15 protein-coding genes are annotated in these 22,879 nt (G+C 65.8%); 11 read left to right on the top strand and 4 right to left on the bottom strand.

Annotated elements, in window-relative coordinates:
• Positions 1-79: 79 nt before the first annotated feature.
• The 3 genes from mnmA to selB form a co-directional block, all read right to left on the bottom strand.
• A complete protein-coding gene (mnmA, locus tag GA615_RS05820) occupies positions 80-1,171 on the bottom strand; it encodes a tRNA 2-thiouridine(34) synthase MnmA (RefSeq protein WP_152050394.1) in 1,092 nt (363 codons plus the stop codon).
• A gap of 117 nt (positions 1,172-1,288) precedes the next feature.
• Positions 1,289-2,725, bottom strand: a complete 1,437-nt coding sequence (gene selA, locus GA615_RS05825) for an L-seryl-tRNA(Sec) selenium transferase (protein ID WP_152050325.1) — start codon at positions 2,723-2,725, stop codon at positions 1,289-1,291.
• Complete coding sequence (selB, locus tag GA615_RS05830; protein WP_161602194.1) at positions 2,722-4,656, bottom strand: selenocysteine-specific translation elongation factor; 1,935 nt, start codon at positions 4,654-4,656, stop codon at positions 2,722-2,724. The genes selA and selB overlap by 4 nt, the downstream gene beginning before the upstream one ends.
• 691 nt (positions 4,657-5,347) lie before the next feature.
• Between selB and GA615_RS05835 the strand changes: the two genes are divergently transcribed.
• The 8 genes from GA615_RS05835 (at position 5,348) to GA615_RS05870 (ending at position 18,135) form a co-directional block, all read left to right on the top strand.
• On the top strand, positions 5,348-7,042 hold the full coding sequence (locus GA615_RS05835) for a glycosyltransferase family 4 protein (RefSeq protein WP_152050327.1): 1,695 nt from the start codon (positions 5,348-5,350) through the stop codon (positions 7,040-7,042).
• Between the two features lie 33 nt (positions 7,043-7,075).
• Positions 7,076-9,397: a polysaccharide biosynthesis tyrosine autokinase gene (locus GA615_RS05840; RefSeq protein WP_152050328.1), complete on the top strand. Its 2,322-nt coding sequence runs from the start codon at positions 7,076-7,078 to the stop codon at positions 9,395-9,397.
• A gap of 45 nt (positions 9,398-9,442) precedes the next feature.
• The gene (locus tag GA615_RS05845) at positions 9,443-11,008 is read left to right on the top strand and encodes an O-antigen ligase family protein (RefSeq protein ID WP_152050329.1); all 1,566 of its coding nucleotides are present in this window, start codon (positions 9,443-9,445) and stop codon (positions 11,006-11,008) included.
• Between the two features lie 12 nt (positions 11,009-11,020).
• Complete coding sequence (locus GA615_RS05850; protein WP_152050330.1) at positions 11,021-14,071, top strand: FHA domain-containing protein; 3,051 nt, start codon at positions 11,021-11,023, stop codon at positions 14,069-14,071.
• Positions 14,072-14,082: 11 nt separating this feature from the next.
• Positions 14,083-15,054, top strand: coding sequence for an exosortase/archaeosortase family protein (locus tag GA615_RS05855; protein WP_152050331.1), 972 nt, complete (start codon positions 14,083-14,085; stop codon positions 15,052-15,054).
• Between the two features lie 78 nt (positions 15,055-15,132).
• On the top strand, positions 15,133-15,807 hold the full coding sequence (locus GA615_RS05860) for an EpsI family protein (protein WP_152050332.1): 675 nt from the start codon (positions 15,133-15,135) through the stop codon (positions 15,805-15,807).
• A 126-nt stretch (positions 15,808-15,933) separates the two neighbouring features.
• Positions 15,934-16,974, top strand: coding sequence for a GDP-mannose 4,6-dehydratase (gene gmd / locus GA615_RS05865; RefSeq protein ID WP_152050333.1), 1,041 nt, complete (start codon positions 15,934-15,936; stop codon positions 16,972-16,974).
• 81 nt (positions 16,975-17,055) lie between these two features.
• Positions 17,056-18,135 carry a bile acid:sodium symporter family protein gene (locus GA615_RS05870; protein WP_201750114.1) on the top strand — a complete coding sequence of 360 codons (1,080 nt, stop codon included), beginning with the start codon at positions 17,056-17,058 and terminating at the stop codon, positions 18,133-18,135.
• 57 nt (positions 18,136-18,192) lie between these two features.
• Here GA615_RS05870 and GA615_RS05875 read toward each other — a convergent pair whose 3' ends face one another.
• Positions 18,193-19,263 (bottom strand): hypothetical protein, encoded by a 1,071-nt coding sequence (locus tag GA615_RS05875; protein ID WP_152050335.1) that lies wholly within the window; start codon positions 19,261-19,263, stop codon positions 18,193-18,195.
• A gap of 264 nt (positions 19,264-19,527) precedes the next feature.
• Between GA615_RS05875 and GA615_RS05880 the strand changes: the two genes are divergently transcribed.
• The 3 genes from GA615_RS05880 (at position 19,528) to GA615_RS05890 (ending at position 22,774) form a co-directional block, all read left to right on the top strand.
• On the top strand, positions 19,528-20,562 hold the full coding sequence (locus GA615_RS05880) for a hypothetical protein (RefSeq protein ID WP_152050336.1): 1,035 nt from the start codon (positions 19,528-19,530) through the stop codon (positions 20,560-20,562).
• Between the two features lie 46 nt (positions 20,563-20,608).
• The gene (locus GA615_RS05885; RefSeq protein WP_235905123.1) at positions 20,609-22,015 is read left to right on the top strand and encodes a hypothetical protein; all 1,407 of its coding nucleotides are present in this window, start codon (positions 20,609-20,611) and stop codon (positions 22,013-22,015) included.
• 129 nt (positions 22,016-22,144) lie between these two features.
• Positions 22,145-22,774 (top strand): class I SAM-dependent methyltransferase, encoded by a 630-nt coding sequence (locus GA615_RS05890; protein ID WP_161602195.1) that lies wholly within the window; start codon positions 22,145-22,147, stop codon positions 22,772-22,774.
• The last annotated feature ends 105 nt before the right edge of the window (positions 22,775-22,879 follow it).

The following is a 22,879-nucleotide window of genomic DNA, read 5'->3' on the forward strand; positions in this document are numbered from 1 at the left end:
CACTGTTCATGTCTTACTACGCAGGATCAACGGGGCCTGTGACAGCATGATTCGCGACTGATTCCCTGCAGTGATGCGTTCAGGCAACATCGGCCGGATCAATCGCGCAGTCAATCCACCCTCCCCCCAGCACCAGATCGCCATCGTAAACCGTCACGATCTGTCCCGGAGTCACTGCCGGCTGGGGCGAGTCGAAACGCACACGAACTCGGTCACCGTCGAGCGGTTCCACCACCGCAGGCACGGCCCGATGCCTGGCCCGGATCTGAGCCGAGCAGGCCAGGGGGCCTTTAGGACGAGGCACCTGCCAGTTGAACCGATTGGCTTCCAGGCCACCTTTTTCAAGTGCTTCGCGGCGGCCGACGGTCACGGTCTTCGATTGGGGCTCGATCTGCACCACGTAGCGCGGCTCGCCAAAGGCGATCCCCAGGCCGCGGCGCTGGCCGATCGTGAATCCCTCGATCCCCTCGTGCCGAGCCACTTCGTTGCCGTCCTCATCAACGATTCGACCGGGCTCACTCGACCCCGGACGACGATCCCGCACAAATCGCAAATAATCGTCATCGGGAATGAAGCAAATTTCCTGGCTATCTTGCTTGTTGTGGACCGGCAAGGCTAGCTCCCGGGCCAGGTCACGAATCGCCTCCTTCGAGTACTCGCCAACCGGCAAGAGCACGTTCGGCAACAACTCGCGACGAAGACCGAACAGAACGTACGACTGATCCTTCCCCGCATCCAGCGCCCGAGCGATCTGGGGCGAGCCGTCCGGGTCGGTGACGATCCTCGCATGGTGGCCCGTCGCCACGAAATCGGCCCCAACCTGCTTGCCATAGGCCCAGAGCTTGCCAAACTTCAGCCAGACGTTGCAAAGTACGCACGGATTCGGCGTCCGGCCGGCGAGATACTCGTCGGCGAAGTTATCCATGATCCGGCTGAAGTCGCGTTCGAAGTCGAGGGCGAAGAAGGGGATGTCCAGCCGATCGGCCACGGCCTGGGCATCGAGCGCATCGGTCACGCTGCAACAGGTCTTGGCCCGGCGTTCGGCGGTCTCGGCGTGGGCTCCGGTCCTCATGAACAGGCCGATGACCTCGTATCCCTGTTGCTTGAGCAAATGAGCGGCCACCGAGCTATCGACACCGCCACTCATTGCCAGGACCACCCGCCGACCCATCATCACCTCTCCACATCGTGTTCCGATGCACGATTCCCGATCGCGTTCTGAGCGATCGTTCGACATTCCTGTATCCTAGGCACGATGACCCGTCTCGGACAAGCCGGGGTGTCCTGATCAGGCGCGGACCAGCCCTTCGATCGCCTGAACGATCGCCTCGTCGTCCCCTTCAGCCACGGCGCGGAGATCGAACCAGAGCGCCCCGTGCTGCACCCGGCAAACCACGCTCGGTTCTCCCATCCGCAAGGCCCGGCTCGCCTCGGTCGCTCCCGAGCATCGGCCGGGCAGGGGAGGCTCGATCCGAACGCAAGCCGACGCGATCGCCGCATCCGGCGCACTGCCGCCGCCGAGATATGCCTGCGACCATTCACTCGAAGCTGTCATTCCGAGTGTCTCCCGGAGCCGATCGGCCAGCCGATCGGCCCGATCCCCCAATCGCTCGACCGGGACCGACAGGAACCGCCAGAGCGGAATCGACCGCGCTCCTCGTTCCGCGTCGATCGCCAGGCGGAGTGTGACCTCAAGTGCCGCCAAGGTCATCTTGTCGACACGCAAGGCTCGCATCATCGGATCGCGTTCGATCCGCCGTACCACCTCTGCCTTGCCGATCAACAACCCGCACTGAGGCCCGCCAAGCAACTTATCCCCCGAACAAAGCACCAGATCGGCCCCGGCCTCGATCGCCTCGATTACCGTCGGCTCTCCCACGATCCCCGGCGGTCGCCCCGGCCCGATCGCCCCGGAGCCGATGTCGTCAATCGTGAGCAAGCCCTTCGATCGCCCCAGCATTGCCAGGTCGGCGATGCCGACCGATTCCGTGAAGCCGACAATCCGGTAGTTGCTCGGATGCACCCGGAGAATGGCCGCCGTTTCGGGACCGATCGCCCGCTCGTAATCGCTCAGGCGTGTTTTGTTCGTCGTGCCGACTTCTCGGAGTCTGGCCCCGGAGCTTTCGAAGACTTCCGGCAAGCGGTAGCTGCCGCCGATCTCGACCAGTTGCCCGCGAGAGACAATCACCTCTCGACCGCTTGCCAGGGCCCGAAGCGCAATCATGGTCGCCCCGGCATTGTTATTCACGACCGCCGCGGCCTCTGCCCCGGTCAACCGACGCAGCAGGGCCGCGACACCACTCGATCGCCGCCCTCGGGTCCCCTGGTCCAGATCGAATTCCAGATTGCTGTAGCCGCTGGCCACGCGGGCGACGGCCTCGCTGGCCTCCCTCGCCAGGGGGGCTCGCCCGAGTCCGGTATGCAGCAAGACCCCCGTGGCATTGATGACCGGCCGCAAGCTCGGCCGATCCTGAGCGAGCCGATCCAGCACACCACTGAGGACCTCGTCTTCCCCCTCCAGCGTGGTCGATGCCACCCCGCGAGCGATGGCCGTCCGAGCCTCCTCCAGCACGGCGCGGACGACGGACACGACCGCTTCTCGACCGTTTGCCTCGATCGCCTCGGTCAGTTCGGGCCGAGACATCAGGGCATGAACGGGAGGCAATCGGCGAAAGGCCGAGGGGTCTGGTCGATCGCCCGGGTGGTCTTCCCAATCGGTCGTCATCCCACGGGTTCCTCCGTCACCGCTCCAAGCCGCCGGAGATCTCCGTCTCGGATCGTCAGGCCAATCCGATCCAGATATTCTCCGATCGGCACTGCATACTTTCTCGATGTTCCGAGCAGGTCGCGTAGCTCGGCCATGCTGATCGTCGATCCGTCCCGCAGGCGATCGCTCACCAAACGTTTGAGCTGCACGTCGGTATCGGCGTCGAGATACAATGCTCGCGGTTCGACCGCCGCCAGATGCCCTTCCTCCGCCAGCAGATCGAGCAGTTCCGGGACGATCTCCCGCCGATTCCCGGCCCGATCGAGCAACTCCGCGACCATCGGCGGCGCGAAGCCGGTCCCCCGATGCGCGTCGAGCAACTCGGTTTTGAGCCGGCGCTCGGCCTGGGTCAATTGCGGCTGATACCCGGCCAGCGCCACCGTCCGATCGGTGGCAACCAGGCGTCCCGTCTTCGCCAGACGGTCAATCACCGCCCCGACTAGCGACTCACTTTTCAGGTCGCTCAAGGTCCCCAGCACGCTCGACCGCCTGACACTGGAAAGCCTCGGGTTCCGTTCATGCAAACGGCCCACCGCTCGCACCACCCGATCTTCCAACGTTTCCAGATGCGATCGGACAATCCGGATCGTCCGTCTCGGACCGACCGGCAAATCAATGAGCTCGCCACTTGATCGGGCCTCGGCCACCACTCGATCCACCTCATCGGGATCGAGCCCGGCGTCTCGTGCCAGGTCGAGGTTCGACCACGGCTCCAGTTGATACGAACCCATCACCGCGCTGGCCCGCTCGATCGGGTCGCCACGATGCAATTGCTCCAGCCGTTCTCGATCGCGCAGGTCCTTTCGCCGGATTCGTTTCGCAACTGGTTGAAGGATCTGACCGCCGCCGACGGTCCACGGGGGGCTTTCCTCTCGGATCACGAACGGCTGGCCATACTCGGCCACGACCGGCTCTCCCAGAAAAAACTGGGCGAACCCTTCCTGGCCCGGTGCCAGTTCTGGACCGTCGAGCAAGGACAGCGAGGCCGTCACCTCGGCCGTTCCCAGGTGCAACCGATACCGGGCTCGATGCCTCAAGGGCCGAGGCGCCTCGGCCGAGGCCCTCAGCGCGGCCGACAGCACCACCGACGGTCGAAGAAACCCAGGGGTCGCCAGCTCTTGCCCTCTGTGGATCTCCGAGTGATGCACCCCCGCCAGGTTGATCGCCGCCCGCGCTCCCCGATCAATCCGATCCACCGCCTGAGCGTGACGATGCAGCCCTCGGACCCGAAGCCGACGCCCCTCGGGCAGCCACTCCAGCTCGTCTCCCACGCTCACCGCGCCCGAGACGATCGTTCCCGTGACCACCGTGCCATGCCCGGCGACCGTGAAGCATCGGTCGATCGCCATCCGAAACGGTGCCTCGGTCGAAACGCTCGGAATGGCCGAGGCCAGGGTGGCCAGGGTCGATCGCAACTCCTCAATCCCCAACCCGGTCACGGCCGAGGTGCGAACGATGGGCGCCCCTTCCAGAAACGTTCCGGCCACCAGCGTCCGAACATCCTCCTCGACCAGATCGAGCCAGTCCTCGCTGGCCATGTCGCACTTGGTCAGGGCAATCAACCCGGATCGCAACCCCAGCAGCCGAAGGATTTCCAGATGTTCCCGCGTTTGCGGCATCACCGAGTCGTCTGCCGCGATCACCAGCAAGGCCAGATCGAACCCCGTGGCACCAGCTAACATGTTCCTGATGAACCGCTCGTGGCCGGGAACGTCCACCAGGCCAATCCGGACCTCTCCCAGGTCGAGCGCGGCAAACCCCAGATCAATCGTGATGCCCCGTTGCTTTTCCGCGGGCAAACGGTCGGTATCGACGCCGGTCAGGGCGCGGACCAGCGACGTCTTCCCATGATCAATATGACCCGCCGTCCCAAGAATGAGGTCTCTCACAAGCTCGACGATCCCGAAGCCTTCGTTCCTCAAACCCCACGCTGCGGAAGCTCGGGAATCGATCATACCTGAGACCCCCAACCTCAGGAACCAGCCGCCCTCAGCGCGATCCTCCGGCCCCTCCTCCCACGGGTTCGATCCCGAGAGCGGGAAGCTGGTTCTTGTCTCGCCCCCATGTCCAACGCCGACCCACTTCAACATCGAACACCAGCGCATGTGTTCCTGGAGTCTCGACCACCGATTCCACCGGAGGACCGATTCCCTCTTGACCCTCGCCACGTCCCGGTTCATACTACGGCCGCTCGATCACCAACGGCGGGAAAGACAACTCGGAACGTTTCGCCATTCAGGCCCGTCTTCGAGCCCTTTTGGAATTCTCGGAACTGCTCGTCACTTCCGACTCCTGAGTGATTACACCCCTCGCGAAACATCAAGGAGGAGTTTCCTGTCATGATGACCCAACCGTTTTGTCAGAGGATCGGTCAGAGGCAATAGCCTTTCGCCGACCTGATTGATCCGGTACGGTCAATCAGGCTGGGTCCGCGGTCCTGATCGACTGTCGGATCGTCTCCGTCGAATGGAATCGAAGGATTCGCAATCGAGCACGGATGCTTGCGAACCATTGACCACGCCCCCGGTGGGCGTTGTGTTCAGTTCGCACGTCCGGGCCGGATGGAGCTGGTGCCGGTCCATGACGCCCGATTCCTACCTGCTCGTCTTCGCGCTCTCGTTCCTCGGCTGCGTGCTGGCCACGCCGATCGTCACCCGACTGGCCATCTGGGCCGGGGCCATCGATCGGCCCGATCAGTTCCGCCGGGTCCACAAGGGAGCCACGCCGCGACTCGGTGGCCTGGGTCTGGCGGTCGGACTGTCGGTCGGCCTGGGAGCCTTGACCTTTGGCGGCCTGATGCCCGACTGGCCAGGATTGACCTCCTGGGCCGATTCGCTCGTCTGGATCGGTATGGCCGCGGGGGTGGTCTTGCTCCTCGGTGTCGTCGACGACACGATCGGCGTCACACCCCGGGCCAAGCTGCTCGGCCAGGCAGTGGCCGTGATGCTTCTTTACGCGGGGGGCATCCGGATCGAATCGGTCGAAATCCTCGGCCTCGAGCTTTCGCTGAGCCTGCCCTTCACCCTCGGCTTCCCCGGCCGTCCCGAAACCTTGCTGCTCGACCTGCCGAGCATCGCCGTCACCTTGCTCTGGTTCCTCGGATGCATGAACATCTGGAACTTGATTGATGGAATGGACGGTCTGGCCTCGGGCGTCGGGCTGATTGTTGCCGGCACGATGATGCTCGTGGCCGTCGCCCTGAGCAACTACGGCTCGGCCCTGATGGGGGCGGCGCTTGCCGGCGGCCTGGCCGGCTTCTTGCTGTACAACTGGCATCCGGCCTGCATCTTTCTCGGCGACAGCGGGAGCCTTCTGATCGGCATGCTGATCGGCGTCATCGGCATTCAGGGCTCGCTCAAAGGGACGATGGCCGTCTCCATCCTCCTGCCGATCCTCGCCATGGGCTTGCCGATCTCCGACACCGCCCTGGCTATCTTCCGCCGATGGGTGCGCAACCTCCCCCTGACGGCTGCCGACCGCCGCCACGTCCACCACGTCCTGATCGGCCTCGGGCTCGACCCGAGACAGGCCGCGGCCATGCTTTACAGTTTCACCGCTTTTCTCTGCGGTGTCGTCCTGCTCGGAGTGGCCATGCGAAGCGATGTGCTGGCTCTGATCCTCGGAAGCTCCGGTTGCTCGGCCTTCGTCGTCATCCTCTACAGCCGTCGCAACGAGCTGGCGGAACTGCGAAACGATCTGGCGGCCCGGATGGTGCGGGGTCGCCAGGAACGCCGCGCCGCCAAGATCACCTGGGAAGCGATCCAGCGCGTCGAGCTGGCCGCCGACTCCGATCGCGTCCTGGAGATCATGACCGAAACGGCCGAAACGCTCGGCTGCTCGGCCGCTCGCCTGACGTTCCGAGGCCCCGGCACCGAGGCCGCCCGACGCGATCACGGTGATTGGCCCGCGGAGATCGAAGGTGACCCCTCGACCGATCGCCTGTCGGGTCCCACCGCTCAGTTCCGACTCTTCGGTGCCGGCGATACCTTGCTGACAGTTGACTTGCGGTTCAGCGATCGGTCGGACCTGGCCTCCGACATCGCCTTCCGATTCCTGCAGCGGCTCTCGCTGGCGAGCAGTGAGCGCCTCGGTCGGCTCCTGGCCGACGGGGTGCTCGGGCGTTCGATCGGGTCGGAACCCGAGAACGTCCTCAGCGGATCGCCGACCCCCGGCACCACGTTGGTGCTGGCCACGGCTCCCGCCGGGCTCGCCGGTGGCTGGCCCTCCCCCTCGTCGGGAGTGGCCTTCGTCCCCCGATCGCCCGACACCGACTGACCGTGACGCGACGCTCAAGGAAGGGTGTGACTCATGGAGCGGATCATCCTCCCCTATGGCGGCCAGGCCGCCGGGGTTCCCCAAAACTCGATTGCCCCGGCGGCTTCGGCGGTTCCTGCGCCTCATACTCCGCCACCGGCCTACATCCCCATCGGCTCGGCCTCGGGCCCTTCCGGATCGACCGGCTCCCCCTCGGGCAAGACTCCGGCCGATTACCTCCGCGCTCTGCGTCGGCGGTTCTGGCTGATCGTCCTCGTCGGCGGGGTGCTGGCCACCATCGGCACCACCCTGGTCCTGCGCCAGAAGCCCGTCTATCGGGCGTCGGCCCAGATCGAGATTGTGCCGCCGCAGTTTGACTCGATCCTCGCCAGCCTGATGGCCGACGACTCGATTAACCTCTCGGCCGTCACCCCCGAGCAGTACGAAGCCAACCGCCTGGCCCACCTCCGCAACCGGCAGACCGTCGAGGAGGTGCTGCGAAGCCCCCGCATCGGGCCTCCGGTGCGGTCGGAAGGGGATCCGGTCGAGGAGCTGCTGGCCGAGCTTCGAACCAACCGTCTCGCGCAATCGACCCGTTACGACGTTCATCTCGAAGGTAACGACCCGTACCGCGTCGCCACGATCCTCGACCTCTGGCTCGAAGAGTACGAACGCGATTCGCAGGCCGAGGTCGACACCAAGGTCGCCAACTCGCAGGCCGCCGCCGAGGCCAACATCAAGAAGATGTACGACGAGCTGGCCGAGATTGACCGCCGGATCAGCCAGGCCATGGCTAACTCGCCCGACCTCTCTCCCGACGGCGAGAACTACCTGGTCCGCCGCTACGAGTCGCTCGGCCTCCTGAAGATGCAGAAGCAGAACAGCATGGATCAGCTTCAGCATCAGCTCTGGATCGCCCGGATGTTCCCCAAGGAGCAGGGACCGGCCTTCTCGATCGAGCAGCGTCAGCTTGAGGATCTGATGGAACGCCGCCAAGCCCTCGACCTGAAGATCGGCGAGGTCGCCCGCGTCGCCCGCAACCCTCGCGACCCGGCCATCACCCGCTACATGAAGATGCGACGCGACCTGGAACAACAAATTCATGATCTCCAGGCGATGTCGATCCAAGCGAGCGGCCCCCAGGAAGACCCGACCGCGACCCTCTTCTCCCAGTATCGCGAGGTTCTCACCGGCGAACTGACCCAGATCGAGGAAGCGGAACAGGGAATCTTGCAGAAAATTCAGCGGATGGCCCCCGACCACAACCAGTTCAACACCTTGCTCAAGGAGCGAGAGCGCACCGCCGCAGGGATCGCCTCGCTTCGAGCGAAGATCGAACAGTTCGACGTGCTGTCGCAAACCCAGAACAAGCCCGTCCGTGTCGTTCAGCGTCCCACACCACCAACCAAACCTGTCCGGCCAGGTTATACCTTGCTCGTGGCCCTGGTCTGCCTCGTCTCGATGGTCTCCGGAGTGGGGACCGTTTTGGCCATTGAACACCTCGATCACTCGGTTCGGGCCCCTGAGCAACTGACGAGCGGCCTGACGCTTCCCTTGCTCGGCGTCGTCTCCCGCATGAAGCGTACGGCAAAGCTGCAACGCGGCGGGCACCTCTGGACCGCCGGCGCCCCGTACTCGGCCGAGGCCGACGCCTACCGGAACCTGCGAGCCAGCCTGGTCGGCATGACCTGCCCCGAGGGCAAGCCTGCTGTCACCCTGCTCGTCACCAGCGCCAAGGCCGGCGAGGGCAAAAGCACGACCGCCCTGAACCTGGCCGCCACCTGTGCCCGGTCGGGCGAGCGCACCTTGCTCCTCGAAGTGGACCTCCGCCGTCCGAGCCTCCGCCCGGTCTTCGACGATCCCGAGGCCGACACCGACCACGACCTCGGCCTTGTCGATGTGCTCCGAGGCGAGATGCCCTGGCAACGCACGGTCGTCTCGACCGACATCCCGAACCTCGACTTCCTGCCCGCGGGCGATCCCTCGGGCGTTCCGGTCGAGGTCCTCGGCGCCCTGGAGATGAAGCAACTGATCGCGGCCGTCTCGCGCCATTACGACCGGGTGATCCTGGACGGCCCAGCGATCCTCGGGCTGGCCGACTGCCGGATGCTCGGGCGGATCGTCGACTCGGCCATCCTCGTCGTCCGGGCCGGGGCGAACGACCTTCGGCCGGTCCTTCGAGCCCGCTCGATGCTCGAACAGTCGCAAGCCCCAATTGTCGGCGTCGTCTTCAATGGCTTGTGCGAGGACGTGAACAACTGGTCGTGTGTTTCTTCGTATCTTGATGAGCATGGCGAGCCGGTCGGTCCGGTGAGCACGGGCCGTCTCGGCGGCCGGTCGCGTGGAGCGGCCGGGGCGCTGGCTGCGGCCGAGTGATCCCGAGCGTTTTCGCACCGATTCGACTCGAACCGGAGACTCCCGGTGGGCACCTTTCGCATCCGCATCCTTGAATGGACCGATCGCCTCCAGGCGGGCATCCTCGTCGGGATGCTCGCCGGGACGGCCCTGGCTTTTGGCGGGGTTGTCTGGTGGTGGCGGCCGGTGATCGCCGCCTCGGCCGTCTTGCTGGTCGTTCTTGGCCTGGCCCGGGTGGCAATCGAAGGGCAGGCCCGGATTCGATTCAGCCCCTTGCCGGTCCTGGGAGTCCTGGCCGTGGGCCTGGCGGTCGTTCAGCTCGCCCCGATTCCGTCGAGCCTGGCTCGTCGGATCGCTCCGGAAGCCCGATCGCTTCATGCCCGAGGGGTGCCGACAGCACTGGTCCTGGCCGACGACCCGGAGGCCGAGCTTCCCGAGGCTCTCGCCTCGCGGACCCCGGCCACGGTGGACCGATCGGCGACCCTCCGCTGGCTCTTTGACGCGAGTATCGGGCTCGTGGTCCTGATCACCTCGGCCCGGTTCGCCCGGAAGCTGGGCCGGACGATGGTGATCTGGGGCAGCGTGGTCGGGATCTTCGTGCTGATGACGGGCATCGGACTGGTCCAGATGGCCGGTGACGTGCCGGAGTTGCTGGGGATCATCACCCCTGGCAAGGCACCGAGCTGGGCTCCCTCGACCCTCGACCTGCTGAGGGCTCCCGGAACGTCGGTCCTTCGTCCCCTGGCCGAGGAAGGTGGGGCAACCGGGCCCTGGTTGCTCCCTCGACCCCATCGACCCTTCTTTCTCGGAAGTCTGATGGGAGGCCCCGGGGCGTACCTGGCGATTGGAGCCCTGGGCTTGCCGTTGTCGCTGGCCTTGCTGCTGCATCTGCTCGCTCCGCGGGGGAGCCGGGAACCGATGGCCGATCGAATCGGCCGGTCGGGGCTCGCCCCGCTGGTCGGGTTGCTCGTTCTGGTGGTCCTCTCCGGCTCGGCCCTGATCGGGGTGATCGCCGGGCCTATGCTGGCGATCCCGTTCGCGGTCGGCCTGGTGCTGGCAGGGCTGCCGGGGGCCTGGCCGACCGGGTTGCGATGGCTGGCGGTGGGGCTGACGGTTCTCGCCCTGGGAAGCCTCGGCGCGGGGGTTTCGGGCAACCGCCTTGCCGGTTGGGGGACCGATCCGAAGTTCGCGCCGATCACCGCCGACCTGGGCCGGGCCGAGCGGCTCTGGACCCAGTCGGCCCGGATCATCCGGGACTTCCCGATCCTTGGGACGGGACTGGGCACCTTCGGCCGGGTCATTCCGTCGTACAAAGCAACCGATGCCAGCCCAACGACTGCCGGCAGCAGCGTGTTGCAGTGGGTGGTGGAATCGGGCCTGGCCGGGGCGGGGGTGCTTGGCCTGGCATTGCTGTGGGGCCTGGCTCGGATCGTGAGGGCCTGGCGGCGGGTCGGATCGGCCGACCGGGCGTTGGCCTGTGGACTGGTGGCCTCGGCGGTCTGCTTCGGGGTCTTTGCCAGTGTTCACTGGACGGTCGAGTTGCCCGCCGTGGCCCTGTCGGCCTGTGCGGTGCTGGGGACCCTGGACCGCTGGCTGTCCGGTGGGACGGATCTGTTTGTCGAGGCCGCCTGACGAGGAGCCGGGATGCCCCGCGTTGCGGATCAGCTTCAAGGAGGAGCGATCAGGATGCACGATGCGGCCTATCTGCACATCCGAGCCCGGAATAGCCGGGCGACCCGGATCGTCTCGCTGACCGAGGCGAGCGTCCGGATTGGCCGGGGCCGATCGTGCGAGGTCCGGCTCGATGACCCTGCGCTGGCCGAGGTCGAGTGCCTGCTCCGTCGCCGCGGGAACACCTGGCACCTCCAGCCAGTCGAGGCCTCCTCGACGCTGACCCTTGACGGTCGACCGGCCGACGCCCCCCGCCCGGTCCCGATGGGCTCGACGCTGCGACTGGCCGACCGCTGGTTGACCTTGCTCCCCACGATGGATGCCCCCGACCTCGATCCGGATCCCGACCCCACACTTCCCCCCGAGGAGCAGGTGGTCATCGCCAGCGAGCCGGAGCCGCAAACCCGCCCGCAGGATGAGCAACCCCCGGAGTCGTCCTCTGACCCCCTCGACCAGCAGAAGGCTGAGGTGGCTCGCCTCGAAGCCCGGCTCAAGCAGCGGGAACGATGGCTCAAGGATCGCTTGCACGAACGTCAATGGGAAGCCCGATGGCGAGCGGCCGGCGCCTCGATCAAGAACCGGGAACGCCCCGTTGGGCAACCGGAGCCGAAGGTCCGCGCCTCCTCGGCCCCGTTGAGGCCAACGGTCACCCCGGAGCCCTCGCTCCGAGCACGTCGGGAACCCGTGGCTCCCGTCGCTCCTCGATACCAACGTCCGACCCCGAGCGAGCCACCGTCGTATCCCACCCCAGCGAATCGAACGCAACCGAAGGCGGCCCCTCGACCGTCCTCGATCGAGGACGAGGCGACCTGTCCCGAGGTCGCCGAACCGCCAATGGTCGAGGCTCCGCCCCAGAGCCGGGCGCTGCGAGTGACCCAGGAGATCGTGCCGGTCGAGACGCTGCTCCGATCGACCACCCCCGATCCTGAACTCGCCTCCGAATCGGGAGAGCCCACGCCCTTGGAGCAGAAGGCCGAGGAACCATCCCCCCAGACTGCTGAGTCTCTCCTGGAGGCGAGTCTCCTCGTCGAAGCGGAGGGGGTCGAACCCGGACCGATCGCGGTCGATGAGCAGGACGATCCTGTTGCGATCGACGACCAGGAGGACGCCACGGCGACTTCTGACGCGATCGAGCCGATCGACGGCATGATCGAGGCCCTGGCGGCCGATCGCCTGGAGGAGTTGGAGCCGGCTCCCGATCCGACCGAGACGCCGGCGGTCGAGGGGTTGAGTCAGGTTGAGGTCGAGACTCCAGGCGATCCGATCGCCTTGGATCCGGCCCCGAGCGAGGAGCCCGCCGACCCGGCCCGCTCGACCTGCACCGAACTGGCAATCCCCTGGGAAGGGCCGAGCCTGGCGATTGCGGAGCCCTTGGCCTGCGTGGACACCGAGCAGACGGTTGAGCCGGCTTCGCCCGTCGAGAAGCGGCCGAAGCTCGGGGTGCCGATGATCGGACTGTCCGAACTCGTCTCGTTCCTGAGCCGTAAGCCTTCCGAGGTGACGCAGACCACCGAGCCCGAGCCCGAGCCGGAACCCGAACCGCTCGCGGCGCCGGAACCGGCGGTCGAGAACCACGACGCGCCCGTGGAAAACGTGGCCGAGCCGACCGAACCGCGAGCCGAAACCCCTGCCGCCCCCGAGCCGATCGAGGATCCCTCGGAGCCAATCGAGCCCTTCGTCCCAGAGGCAAGCGGCAACGACGAGCCCGAGCCGATCGTCACGCGATCGGGTGACTGGCCCTCGGCGAAGGCCATCTTGACGGCTCAGCCCGATCGGGAGCGAGCGAGGTCGAGGCCGGCCGCTCGGAACCGAGCGGCGGCACGACTTCCGCTGCCGACCGACCGGATCGCCCCCGCCGGCTGGACCGTTCCCGGAGGTTCGTGGCTCTGCATTCCCTTGATGTTCGTGGCCGTGGCGGTCGGAGCGGTGGGCCTTCGGCTCTCCTGGACCTGGGCCGTCGTGGACCGAGAGACCGGACGCCTGGCCGATCAACTGGCCGACGGGAAGCGACCGGAAGGGACCACTCTGGAGCTGTCGATCGAACGCGAGCAAGAGCTGCCTCCGGCGAAATGGTGGAACAGTACGTCCGATCAAATGATCATGCGAGCGGCCTTGCTCTCTGGACAGGGAGTGGGGTTTGATCCGGCCAATCAGGAGCGTGCCGGCGACCTCTTGCATGCGGCCTCGGGCAATGCTCCGGGACATCCGAGCCTGCGATTCGCGAAGGCCTGGCGAGCCCTGCAGGAGCCGGGGGTCGATCCGGCCGCTGCTGCCGTGGGGCTCAGTCGAGACGTCTGGAGCCTGTCCTGGACCGGACGGGCCTTGCTCGCGAAGGGGAACGTGGAGGCGGCGAAGCGGGTCTACCGATCGGCCCTGGAAATGGCCTGTCGCGCCCAGCCCGATCCCTCGGCAAGACCCACCTTTCATAGTGAACCCCGGGGGGGACGCTTCGGCCTCCCTCTGGAAGACCTGATCAACGTCGTCGTGCTCGACATGGCCAACCGGCCTGAATGGTCGACCGAGGACTGGCAAGACGTCTTGCCCGACGTGGCCGAGGTCTGGCTGGTGGCGGCCCGGTTGCTCCGGAATCGAGGCGATTCGGCGGCCGAAGCGGCCCTCGATCGAGCCATCGCGCTGGGTGAGGAACCGGCTCCTTCAGGATGCTCAACCGCCCTGCACGAGGCGGCCTCGGCCGAAGCCCTGGCGCTGGCCGGTCGCTTTGACGAGGCGGCCGAGCGGTACCAGTCGGCCGTCGAGCACCTCTCGAAGGCCGAGGAGCCGGCCCGGCGTTCCTGGATGTTCAACCTGGCCGAACTGTACGGCCGCACCGGCAAGAGCAGCGACGAGCGATCTTGCCTGCTGGCAAGCATGACCACTGACCCGAACGACCCGGTCACGAGCGAGGCCATCCGCATCCAGCTTCGGCGCGGGATGAGCCTGGTCGGCACCGAAGGCGGCGAGGGGGACGGGACCGACCTGTCGGTGACTGCCCGACCGTTGCGATCGCGGACCCTCGGAGAGTGAGGAGACGAACCTTGGCGACTTCCACCATCTCGGCCCGAGACGACGCTTCGGCGCCGGTCCCCCGTGAACTCCCGCCGTTGCTGGCCCAGATTCGGGACGGCTGGCGCGACCGCGACGGCCGAACGGCCCTGCTGGGGGCCGCGGCCTGCCTGGCCTTGCTGGCGGTCCTGTTCCGATCGACGCTGGTGCACTTTGTGCAGGTCTGGTCGACGGATCAGAACTACAGTCATGGCTTTCTGGTTCCCCTGATCAGCCTCTACTTTGCCAACATGGCGGCCCAGTACGGCCCGATTCGGCAGGTGCCGGCGGTGGGGGTGGGGGTGGTCTTGCTGATGATGGCCCTGCTGGGGCGGCTGGCGACGATCGTCGTGCCGGTCGGGATCGCCAGCGACCTGTCGTTTATCGCGGGGCTGGCGGGAATCGTGGCGTTGTTTGCGGGTCGGGAAGCGTTGTCTCGGTATGGGTTTGCGCTCGCGTTCCTGGTCTTCATGGTTCCCTTGCCAATCCACCTGTACACAACGATCGCCAATCCCTTGCAACTGATGGTCAGCAAGGCAGCCTCGGTGATCCTCAACGGCACCGGGTTGCCGGTGCTGTGCGAGGGGAACCATCTGACCTTGCCGGGCGGCGTCCGGATGTTCGTGGCCGAGGCGTGCAGCGGGATGAGGCAGCTCACCGGGTTCCTTGCCCTGACGACCGCCGTGGCCTTCCTGACACCGAGGCCGAGGTGGTATCGCCTGGTCCTGATTGGTTCGGCCATTCCGGTGGCGTTGACGGCGAACATTGCTCGGGTGGTGCTGACCGGCTGGATCATGGCCTACGATCCGAAGCTGGCGCAGGGGACCTTTCACACGATCGAAGGGCTGTTGCTCATGGGATTCGGGCTGGCGTTGCTGCGGATTGAGTGCGCGATTCTGAACATGATCGTCGAGGAGGACCGGCCAGCCTCGGCCGCAACCAGCGCCGCCCCGGCGGCGGGATGATCGACAACCGCTTGCGCAACTGAGGACGACGACCGGGCAGCCCTGGGCCTTTTGCTTTCCGCGGGAGACTGACCAACGATGACCACGACCCGACGCGCGGTGCTGGGCCTCGCGATCCTGAGCCTCGGCCTGGTGGCCGAAGCGGCGGTGGAACGGGCAACCCTGACCGACCGGCCGCCGTTGAAGCGGTCGTTGCAAACGATTCCGATGACCCTGGGAAACTGGGTCGGCAAGGATGAACCGGTCGACGAAAAGATCGCCGTCGAGTCGCAGGCGACCGAGTACCTGAACCGGGTCTACACACTTCGAGGGCGGCCGGGGGTGCAGGTCTGGCTCTGGATGAATTACTCGGATCGAGGGCTGAACCTGCGTCACTCTCCGGAAGTCTGCCTGCCCTCGGGAGGGTGGGAGAAGATCGAGTCGTTGACCAAGGTGGTTGCGATCGACCGGGCCTCGGGACCACCGCAAGAGGTTTCGGTGCTGGGCTACGGCAAGAGTGAACTGGTCCAGAAGATCGGATTCTGGTACTACATTTTCGGAGAAGGTCGCATTGAGCGGTTCGTCCGGGGCCTGCCGATCTCCAGCCGGAGCAGCCACGGCCGCACCACGCGGGGGTCGGGACTGACGGTGGAGGTCTTCTACCCCAGTGAAACCGGGCTCGGCGATGACGAGCTGCGCGACTTCATTACAGAATTGCTCGACGTGATGGATCCGGTCCTGCCGGAGGATCGGGCCTCGTATCACATCCCCTGAGTCTTCCTCGACCCCGGCCCGACCGATCGCGCCCGGCATTGCCGACCGATCTGCTCGCGCCGAGGCCGCCACCGGGACGCAAGGACGCCCCCGGCCCCATCGAATGCCACGCGGAGGGACGGATCGATGAAGCATGCGTTGATCACCGGGATCACCGGTCAGGACGGATCGTACCTGGCCGACTTCCTGCTGGAGAAGCCGGATTACGTGGTGCATGGCCTGGTCCGGCGGACCAGCACCTTGAACCGATCGCGGATCGACCACATCGTCCGCAACCCGGCCTATGCCGATCGGTTCCACCTGCACTACGCCGACCTGGGAGACGCCTCCAGCCTGTCGATGCTGATGGAGACGATCCGGCCGGACGAGGTGTACAACCTGGGGGCGCAGAGCCACGTCCGCGTCTCGTTCGACCAGCCGATCTACACGGCCGACGTGGTGGGGGTGGGAACGCTCCGGCTGCTCGAAGCGGTTCGGCAGCTCGCCCGCAGCCAGCCGGTGCGGTTCTACCAGGCGTCCAGCTCGGAGATGTTCGGCTCGGCCCCGCCGCCGCAGACGATGGAGACGCCGTTCCACCCGCGCAGTCCGTACGCCTGTGCCAAGCTGTATGCCCACTGGCAGACGATCAACTATCGGGAAGCCTACGGGCTGTTCGCCTGCTCGGGCATTCTGTTCAACCACGAGAGCCCCCGGCGCGGCGAGAGCTTCGTGACCCGGAAGATCACCGTCGGGGCCACCCGGATCAAGGAAGGCTTGCAGAAGAAGCTGGTCATGGGGAACCTCGACGCCAAGCGCGACTGGGGATTCGCCGGCGACTACGTGAAGGCCATGTGGCTGATGCTCCAGCAAGAGGAGCCGGATGACTACATCGTGGCGATGGGGGTGACCCATTCGGTCCGCGAGTTCCTGGAGAAGACCTTCTCGAAGCTCGACCTCGACTACAACGACTTCGTCGAGTTCGACGAGCGGTACATGAGGCCCTCGGAAGTGGACGTGTTGCTCGGCGACCCGAGCAAGGCGAAGCAGAAGCTCGGCTGGGAGCCGGAGGTCGATCTCGACGGCCTGGTGAGCATGATGGTCGAGCACGACCTGGAACTGGCCCGGAGGGAGAAGTACGCCCTCGGCTACAAAAGCACCGGGATCAACGCCCCCCACCTGAGCGTCTGATCCCGCTCGCAGCCTGTGACTCGGACCTGATGCCCCGGGGACGCCGCGATCGGCGACGGCCTTCCGGGGCATTGGCCGTTGATGGCCGTCTCCCGAGTTCTTCCCCCGGAATCCGCCATGAGGCTCAGCGTCCCTCGCAAACCGTTTCGACCCCGGCCCGACTGGTTCCTGATCGGCATGGCCGCCGCGGTGGGGCTGGCGTACCTGTTTCCAGGGCCGGGAGCCAGTGGCGGGGCCTTGAAGCCGGAAGTGCTGACCAAGGTCGGGGTGGCCCTGATCTTCTTTCTTCATGGGGTGTCGCTGCCGTTTGCGAGCCTACGTGAAGGGACGCTTCAGTGGCCCTTGCATCTCTTGATCCAGGGGTTCACCTTCCTCGTCTTTCCGGTGCTGGGCATCACGATGCTCTGGCTGGTGGGCGATGGGATGTCGCCGGGCCTGAGGCTCGGGTTCTTTTTCCTCTGCGCCTTGCCGTCCACGGTCTCCTCGTCGGTCGCGCTGACGGCCACGGCGGGGGGGAACGTGGCGGCGGCGGTCTTCAACGCGACGATTTCGGCCTTGCTGGGGGTGGTCTTGACGCCGCTCTGGCTCGGCTGGATGGCCGAGGCGCAGGGCAAGGGGTTGCCCTTCGGCGAGGTGGTGATCGACCTGGTGATCTGGCTGGTCTTGCCCCTGCTGCTCGGGCAGCTGTTGCGGCCCTGGCTGGGAGCCTGGGCGGGACGGAACAAGCGGTTCATCAACAAGGTGGATCGAGGGACGATCTTGCTCCTGGTGTACACCTCGTTTTGCGACTCGATGGAGCGAGGGGTCTGGACCGAGCATGGCCTGGGGCCGGTGGTGGGAACCCTGGTCGGGTCGGCGGCCTTGCTGACGATCGTGATTGCGGCGACCACCGTCTCAAGCCGATGGCTGGGCTTCTCCGACGCGGACCAGATCGCCGCCATCTTCTGCGGGTCGAAAAAGACCCTGGCCTCGGGCGTGCCGATGGCGTCGTTGATCTTCGGGCAAGACCCGCAACTCGGGCTGATCTTGCTGCCGATCATGGTCTACCACCCGCTGCAACTGGTCGTCGGCGGTGTTTTGGCCGGACGCTGGGCGCGACGATCGCTTGAGCAAGCCACCAAGGGGGCTCACCAGGCAACGGCACCGTCGGAATCGTCGTGATCGGGGGGCGGATTCGCCGAAGGCTGCCAATCTGGCAGATGGCTTTGTTCGGTCTCGTCACGCAAGTCGAGCTTTTCGGCGGGCCTTTTCCGCGCGACGGGCCTTGCGGTTCATGAGGATCGGCGGCTCGGCCGCAACGATCGGCGATGGAGCGCGGCGGGCCTCGGCAGTCGTGACCGCCTGCGAAGGGGCGCGCTCGGGTCGGGGACCGGGGGGACGGGAGGGTTCCGGTTCGGGGTCTGGTTCGGCGGAGGTCATCCGAGCGAAGGTGAGGAGGTCGTCGATCTCGTCGGCGTCGGTTTCGGCGTCGTCGAGGGCGGGGGCGGGGGGGTGAGACGCCTTGTACGAGGCTTCGAGGGAGCGGAAACGGCGCCAGAGGGAGGTTTCGTAGCGGCGGAGGCGGCTGAGTTCGGAGCCTTCGGAGGTGGGCAGGCCAATCTCGGCGAGGGAGCGATTGGCGAGGTCGAGGCGGGAGGCAGAGTCGCGGAGGGATTCGAGGCCGTCGATCTGCTCGCGGACGAGGTCGCGGAGTTCATCGAGGGGAAGGTGGGAGAGCATGGTGAAATCGGAGGAGCGGAATTCGTCGGGGATCTGCATCAGGTCGAGGCAGAGCCGGCGCTGGGCGTCGTCCCAGGTGCCGGCGGTTTCGAGGCAATCGGCCAGGGATTGCCAGCGGGAGAGGAGCCAGTCGAGCCCGGCCGACGATCGGCAGAGGGAGGAGACGACGCGGTCGGGGTCGCGGGAGAGGCGGGCGCCCAGTTGGGCGGCGTCGGCGGCGCGGTCGAGATCCCAGACCGAGGCGGCGCGGTCGGCCTCGTAACGGGCCTGGTGGTTCTGGTGTTCCTGGCAGCGGTCGATGCGGACCGAGGCGAGGGTGAGTTGCTCGACGAGCCAGGATTGGTAGCCGTCGTCGGGGTTGGTGGGGAAGGCGGAGGCCCACTCGGCTCGTCGGGTGGCGACGGCGTGGGCTTCGTCGGGGGCGATGGCGTCGGACTCGGCCCGGAAGCCGTGTTTCCAGGCGTTGAGACGGACGCGGGCCTTGCCGGCCTCGGTGACGGGGCCGGTGCTATTGAGGGCGTTGCGGCGGTTGGCGTTGAGGCGGGCGGCGCTGAGGGTGGTGTTGCTCATGGCAGAACGTCCTGGGTGAGTCGCGGTGTTGCGAGAGAGCCGGCCGAGCTTTGGAAGCGGGGATCGGCGTCGATCCGAAGCGGCGTGGCCGTACTTCGAAATCATCGGGAAAACCGGGAACCTCAGTCACAAAAAATGGAGCAGGGGGCACGAGGAAGGGGGAGGTAAGCCCTGGACGCGGGGAGGCCGGGAGGGTCCAATCCGTCTTCACGCCACCAAAACCGAATCGGGTACCGAGAAGACGGCTCGACCAGGGAGACGACCATGACCGGACGCAGGAAGGAACCGATGCTGCGGGTCACTGACCCCTTGGGGAACGCCTTGCCGATCGTCTCGGGGAAGACCTACCCGGCGGAAACGCAGGTGGAGATCGAAACGGATCGCACCCGGGCGAAGGTGGCGACGCAGGGGTATGTGTCTGGAATCGTGGGGGGTTCGTTCGAGGACAAGGCCACCGGGGCGCGGGACCTGGGCTTCGGGTTGGACGTGGTCGATTTCTTGCTGGAACCCGCCCCGGAAGGGGAGCCGGTGCCGGAAGGTCAGTACGATTATGGGAACCTGGTGCATGGGGACATTCCCAAACGCTACGTCGAAGGGCCGCAGATTTGCACGCAGGTGAAGCGGCTGGCGCCTCGGGTGTTTGTGGGGGACGGTTTCGTCGCGGTGAGGCTGAGGCATGCGTGGACCGACGCCTATGCCCCGCACGAGCGGGCGGGCTCGATCTGGGAACAAACGTTGATCTTTCCGGAGGGGGAGCGGTTCTTCCTGGCCGCCGACCGGGTGACAACGGTGAGCGAGTCGCCCAACCTGTTCTTGCGGATCGACCTGCCGGGGCACCTGAAGCACTCGAACGGGTCGGAATTTGCGCAAATGTATCTCAGTTATGAGGAACCCGCGACGATTCCATCGCAGGAGTTCGTGAGCGATTTTCCGCCCGATGCACGGTTTCTGTATCAACGGAGGGCGGGAGCGGTCCCTGAGCGGATGATTCGGGCGTACCAGCATGCCAAGGGGCCGTGGCTGGCGGGGATGACCTTGAACCCGGGCGACGTGTCGGAGGCGTGGTGCCATCAGCGGGGGTACGTCTGCATGATTCAGGAGATCGGCGGCCGGGCGACTCAAGCGGGCGATACGTTTGGCGCGGCGTATGTGATCGGCTGGTTCGACGACATCGACGCGATGCAAGCGGTGTATGACCGCTATCGAGGCGTGAGCGGGTGGATTCTCGATGGTCCGCCGGAGCGACCGACCGGATATCGAGGGCTGGCGGCAGAGGCATTAAGCCGCATTCAGGAATGAACGTTTTCGGATTTTCGAATTGATTGGAACGCAGGAGCAAAGACTGATGCCTTCGCCGAAGGATGCCCGGGTGGTGGGTGCCTCGCTGTATTTCTTGCCGATCAAGACGCGCATGCCGTTAAAATTCGGGCCGGAAACGTTGACGCACGTGACCTGCGCACGGGTCAAGCTGACCGTGACGGATGACGCCGGCTCGACGTCCGAGGGCTGGGGCGAGACGCCGCTGAGCGTGCAATGGGCCTGGCCAGGTTCGGCCAGTGTCGAGGAACGATTGGGAGCGATGCAAGCGTATTGCGAGCGACTGGCGCAGGCCTGGTGCGCGGAGGATCTGGGCAAGGGGCACGCGATGAGCCTGGGGCATCGCTTCCTGGAGGATCGGTTGCCGGGGTTGACCGATCGGTTCAACGCGGAGGAGCGTGACGGCGTTGAGCCGATGCCGAGGCTGGCGGCCTTGATCTGTGCCTCGGTGTTCGACCAGGCCTTGCACGATGCGTACGGAATCCTGAACGAAGTTCCAACGTATGAGACGTATAGCCGGGACTTCATGGCTGAGGATCTGGGATCGTTTCTGGAATCGGACGTGGGAGGAGCGTCGTTCGCGGGGATGTTCCCAGGTGATTTCCTGGTGAACGACCCGCCGAAGGTGTTGCCCGCGTGGCACTTGGTGGGAGGGAAAGACCCGATCGGGCCGGATGAACTGACCGGAGAGGAGCCGGACGACGGCTACCCGGTCTTGCTGCGCGACTGGATCGCCCGCGATGGCCTGAAATGCTTGAAGATCAAGCTGCGCGGGAATGATTCGGTTTGGGATTACGACCGGATGGTGAAGATCGGCCGCATCGCCGAGGAAACGGGAGTGGACTGGCTCTCGACCGACTTCAACTGCACGGTGAAGGACCCGGAATACGTCAACGAGATTCTCGATCGGCTGATGCGGGATGAGCCGAGGACCTTCGGCAAGATCCTCTACGTCGAGCAGCCGTTTCCGTATGACCTGGAGGCAAACCGGATTGACGTGCGGTCGGTGTCGGCTCGCAAACCTCTGTTCATGGATGAAAGTGCCCACGACTGGAAACTGGTCCGGCTGGGGAGGTCGCTCGGCTGGACCGGCGTGGCGTTGAAAACGTGCAAAACGCAGACGGGGGCGTTACTCTCGCTCTGCTGGGCAAAGGCGCACGGGATGACTTTGATGGTGCAGGACCTGACGAACCCGATGCTGGCACAGATTCCTCACGTCTTGCTGGCGGCACACGCCGGGACGATCATGGGGGTCGAGTCGAACGGAATGCAGTTCTACCCCGAAGCCTCGACGAGCGAGGCGAGAGTCCACCCAGGGCTTTATGCGAGGCGATCGGGAGGGCTGGACTGGTCGAGCGTGGCGGGGTCGGGATTCGGCTATCGGGTGCCCGAGATTGATCGAGCGTTGCCGGAGCCGGCCATCGAGATTGGGTGAGATTTCAAAAGATCGGACTTGATGCGCCAGGGAGAATCGGGTACCACCTGAGAGATCGTCGCGGCCGAAAGGAAGTGGATTCCGAACCGGCCGCGGGGTCCAACGCGCCAGGCACCAGGGATGGTTATCATGAGCCTCGCCGGGACACAGCACCTCTATTCGTCATACACCGCGTCGATCCCGCATACGCATACGTATCTGTGGCCTCCGGTTTTTCGGCAATTGGGCGCGCGGCCGGAAATTCGGACGATTCTCGATGCCGGATGCGGCAACGGGGCGTTTGCCTCGGCGCTGGAAGATCGGGGGTATCAGGTCTTCGGGATCGACCTGGAAGAATCGGGCGTGGCGATTGCTCGGGATCAGTGCCCAAGCATTCCGTTCGAGGTCGCCTCGGTTTACGATGACCTGCGGGAACCGTTCGACCGGACCTTCGACGCCATTGTTGCGCTCGAAGTGATTGAACATCTGTATGACCCCCGACGATTTCTGGCCCGAGCCTTCGAGGCGCTGGAACCAGGGGGAAGCCTGGTGCTCTCGACACCGTACCACGGCTACTTGAAGAACCTGGCCCTGGCGGCGACGGGAAAGCTGGACCAGCACTTCACGGCGCTCTGGGACGGGGGACATATCAAGTTCTGGTCGCGCAAGACACTCTCGACCCTGCTGGAGGAGGCCGGGTTTGAGGTGACGGCATTTGAAGGAGCCGGGCGGTTGCCCTGGCTCTGGATGTCGATGGTGCTGGTCGGCCGTCGGCCGTGATCGAGGGATGGGTTGACGGGACGAGGCGGCCGGATCGGTTGATGAATTCCGGTCGCTTCTGCACGCCAAGGGATTGCAACCGAGCCGAGCCGGACTCAGGGAAGA

This window comes from Tautonia marina (assembly GCF_009177065.1).
In the GTDB taxonomy this organism is placed as follows: domain Bacteria; phylum Planctomycetota; class Planctomycetia; order Isosphaerales; family Isosphaeraceae; genus Tautonia; species Tautonia marina.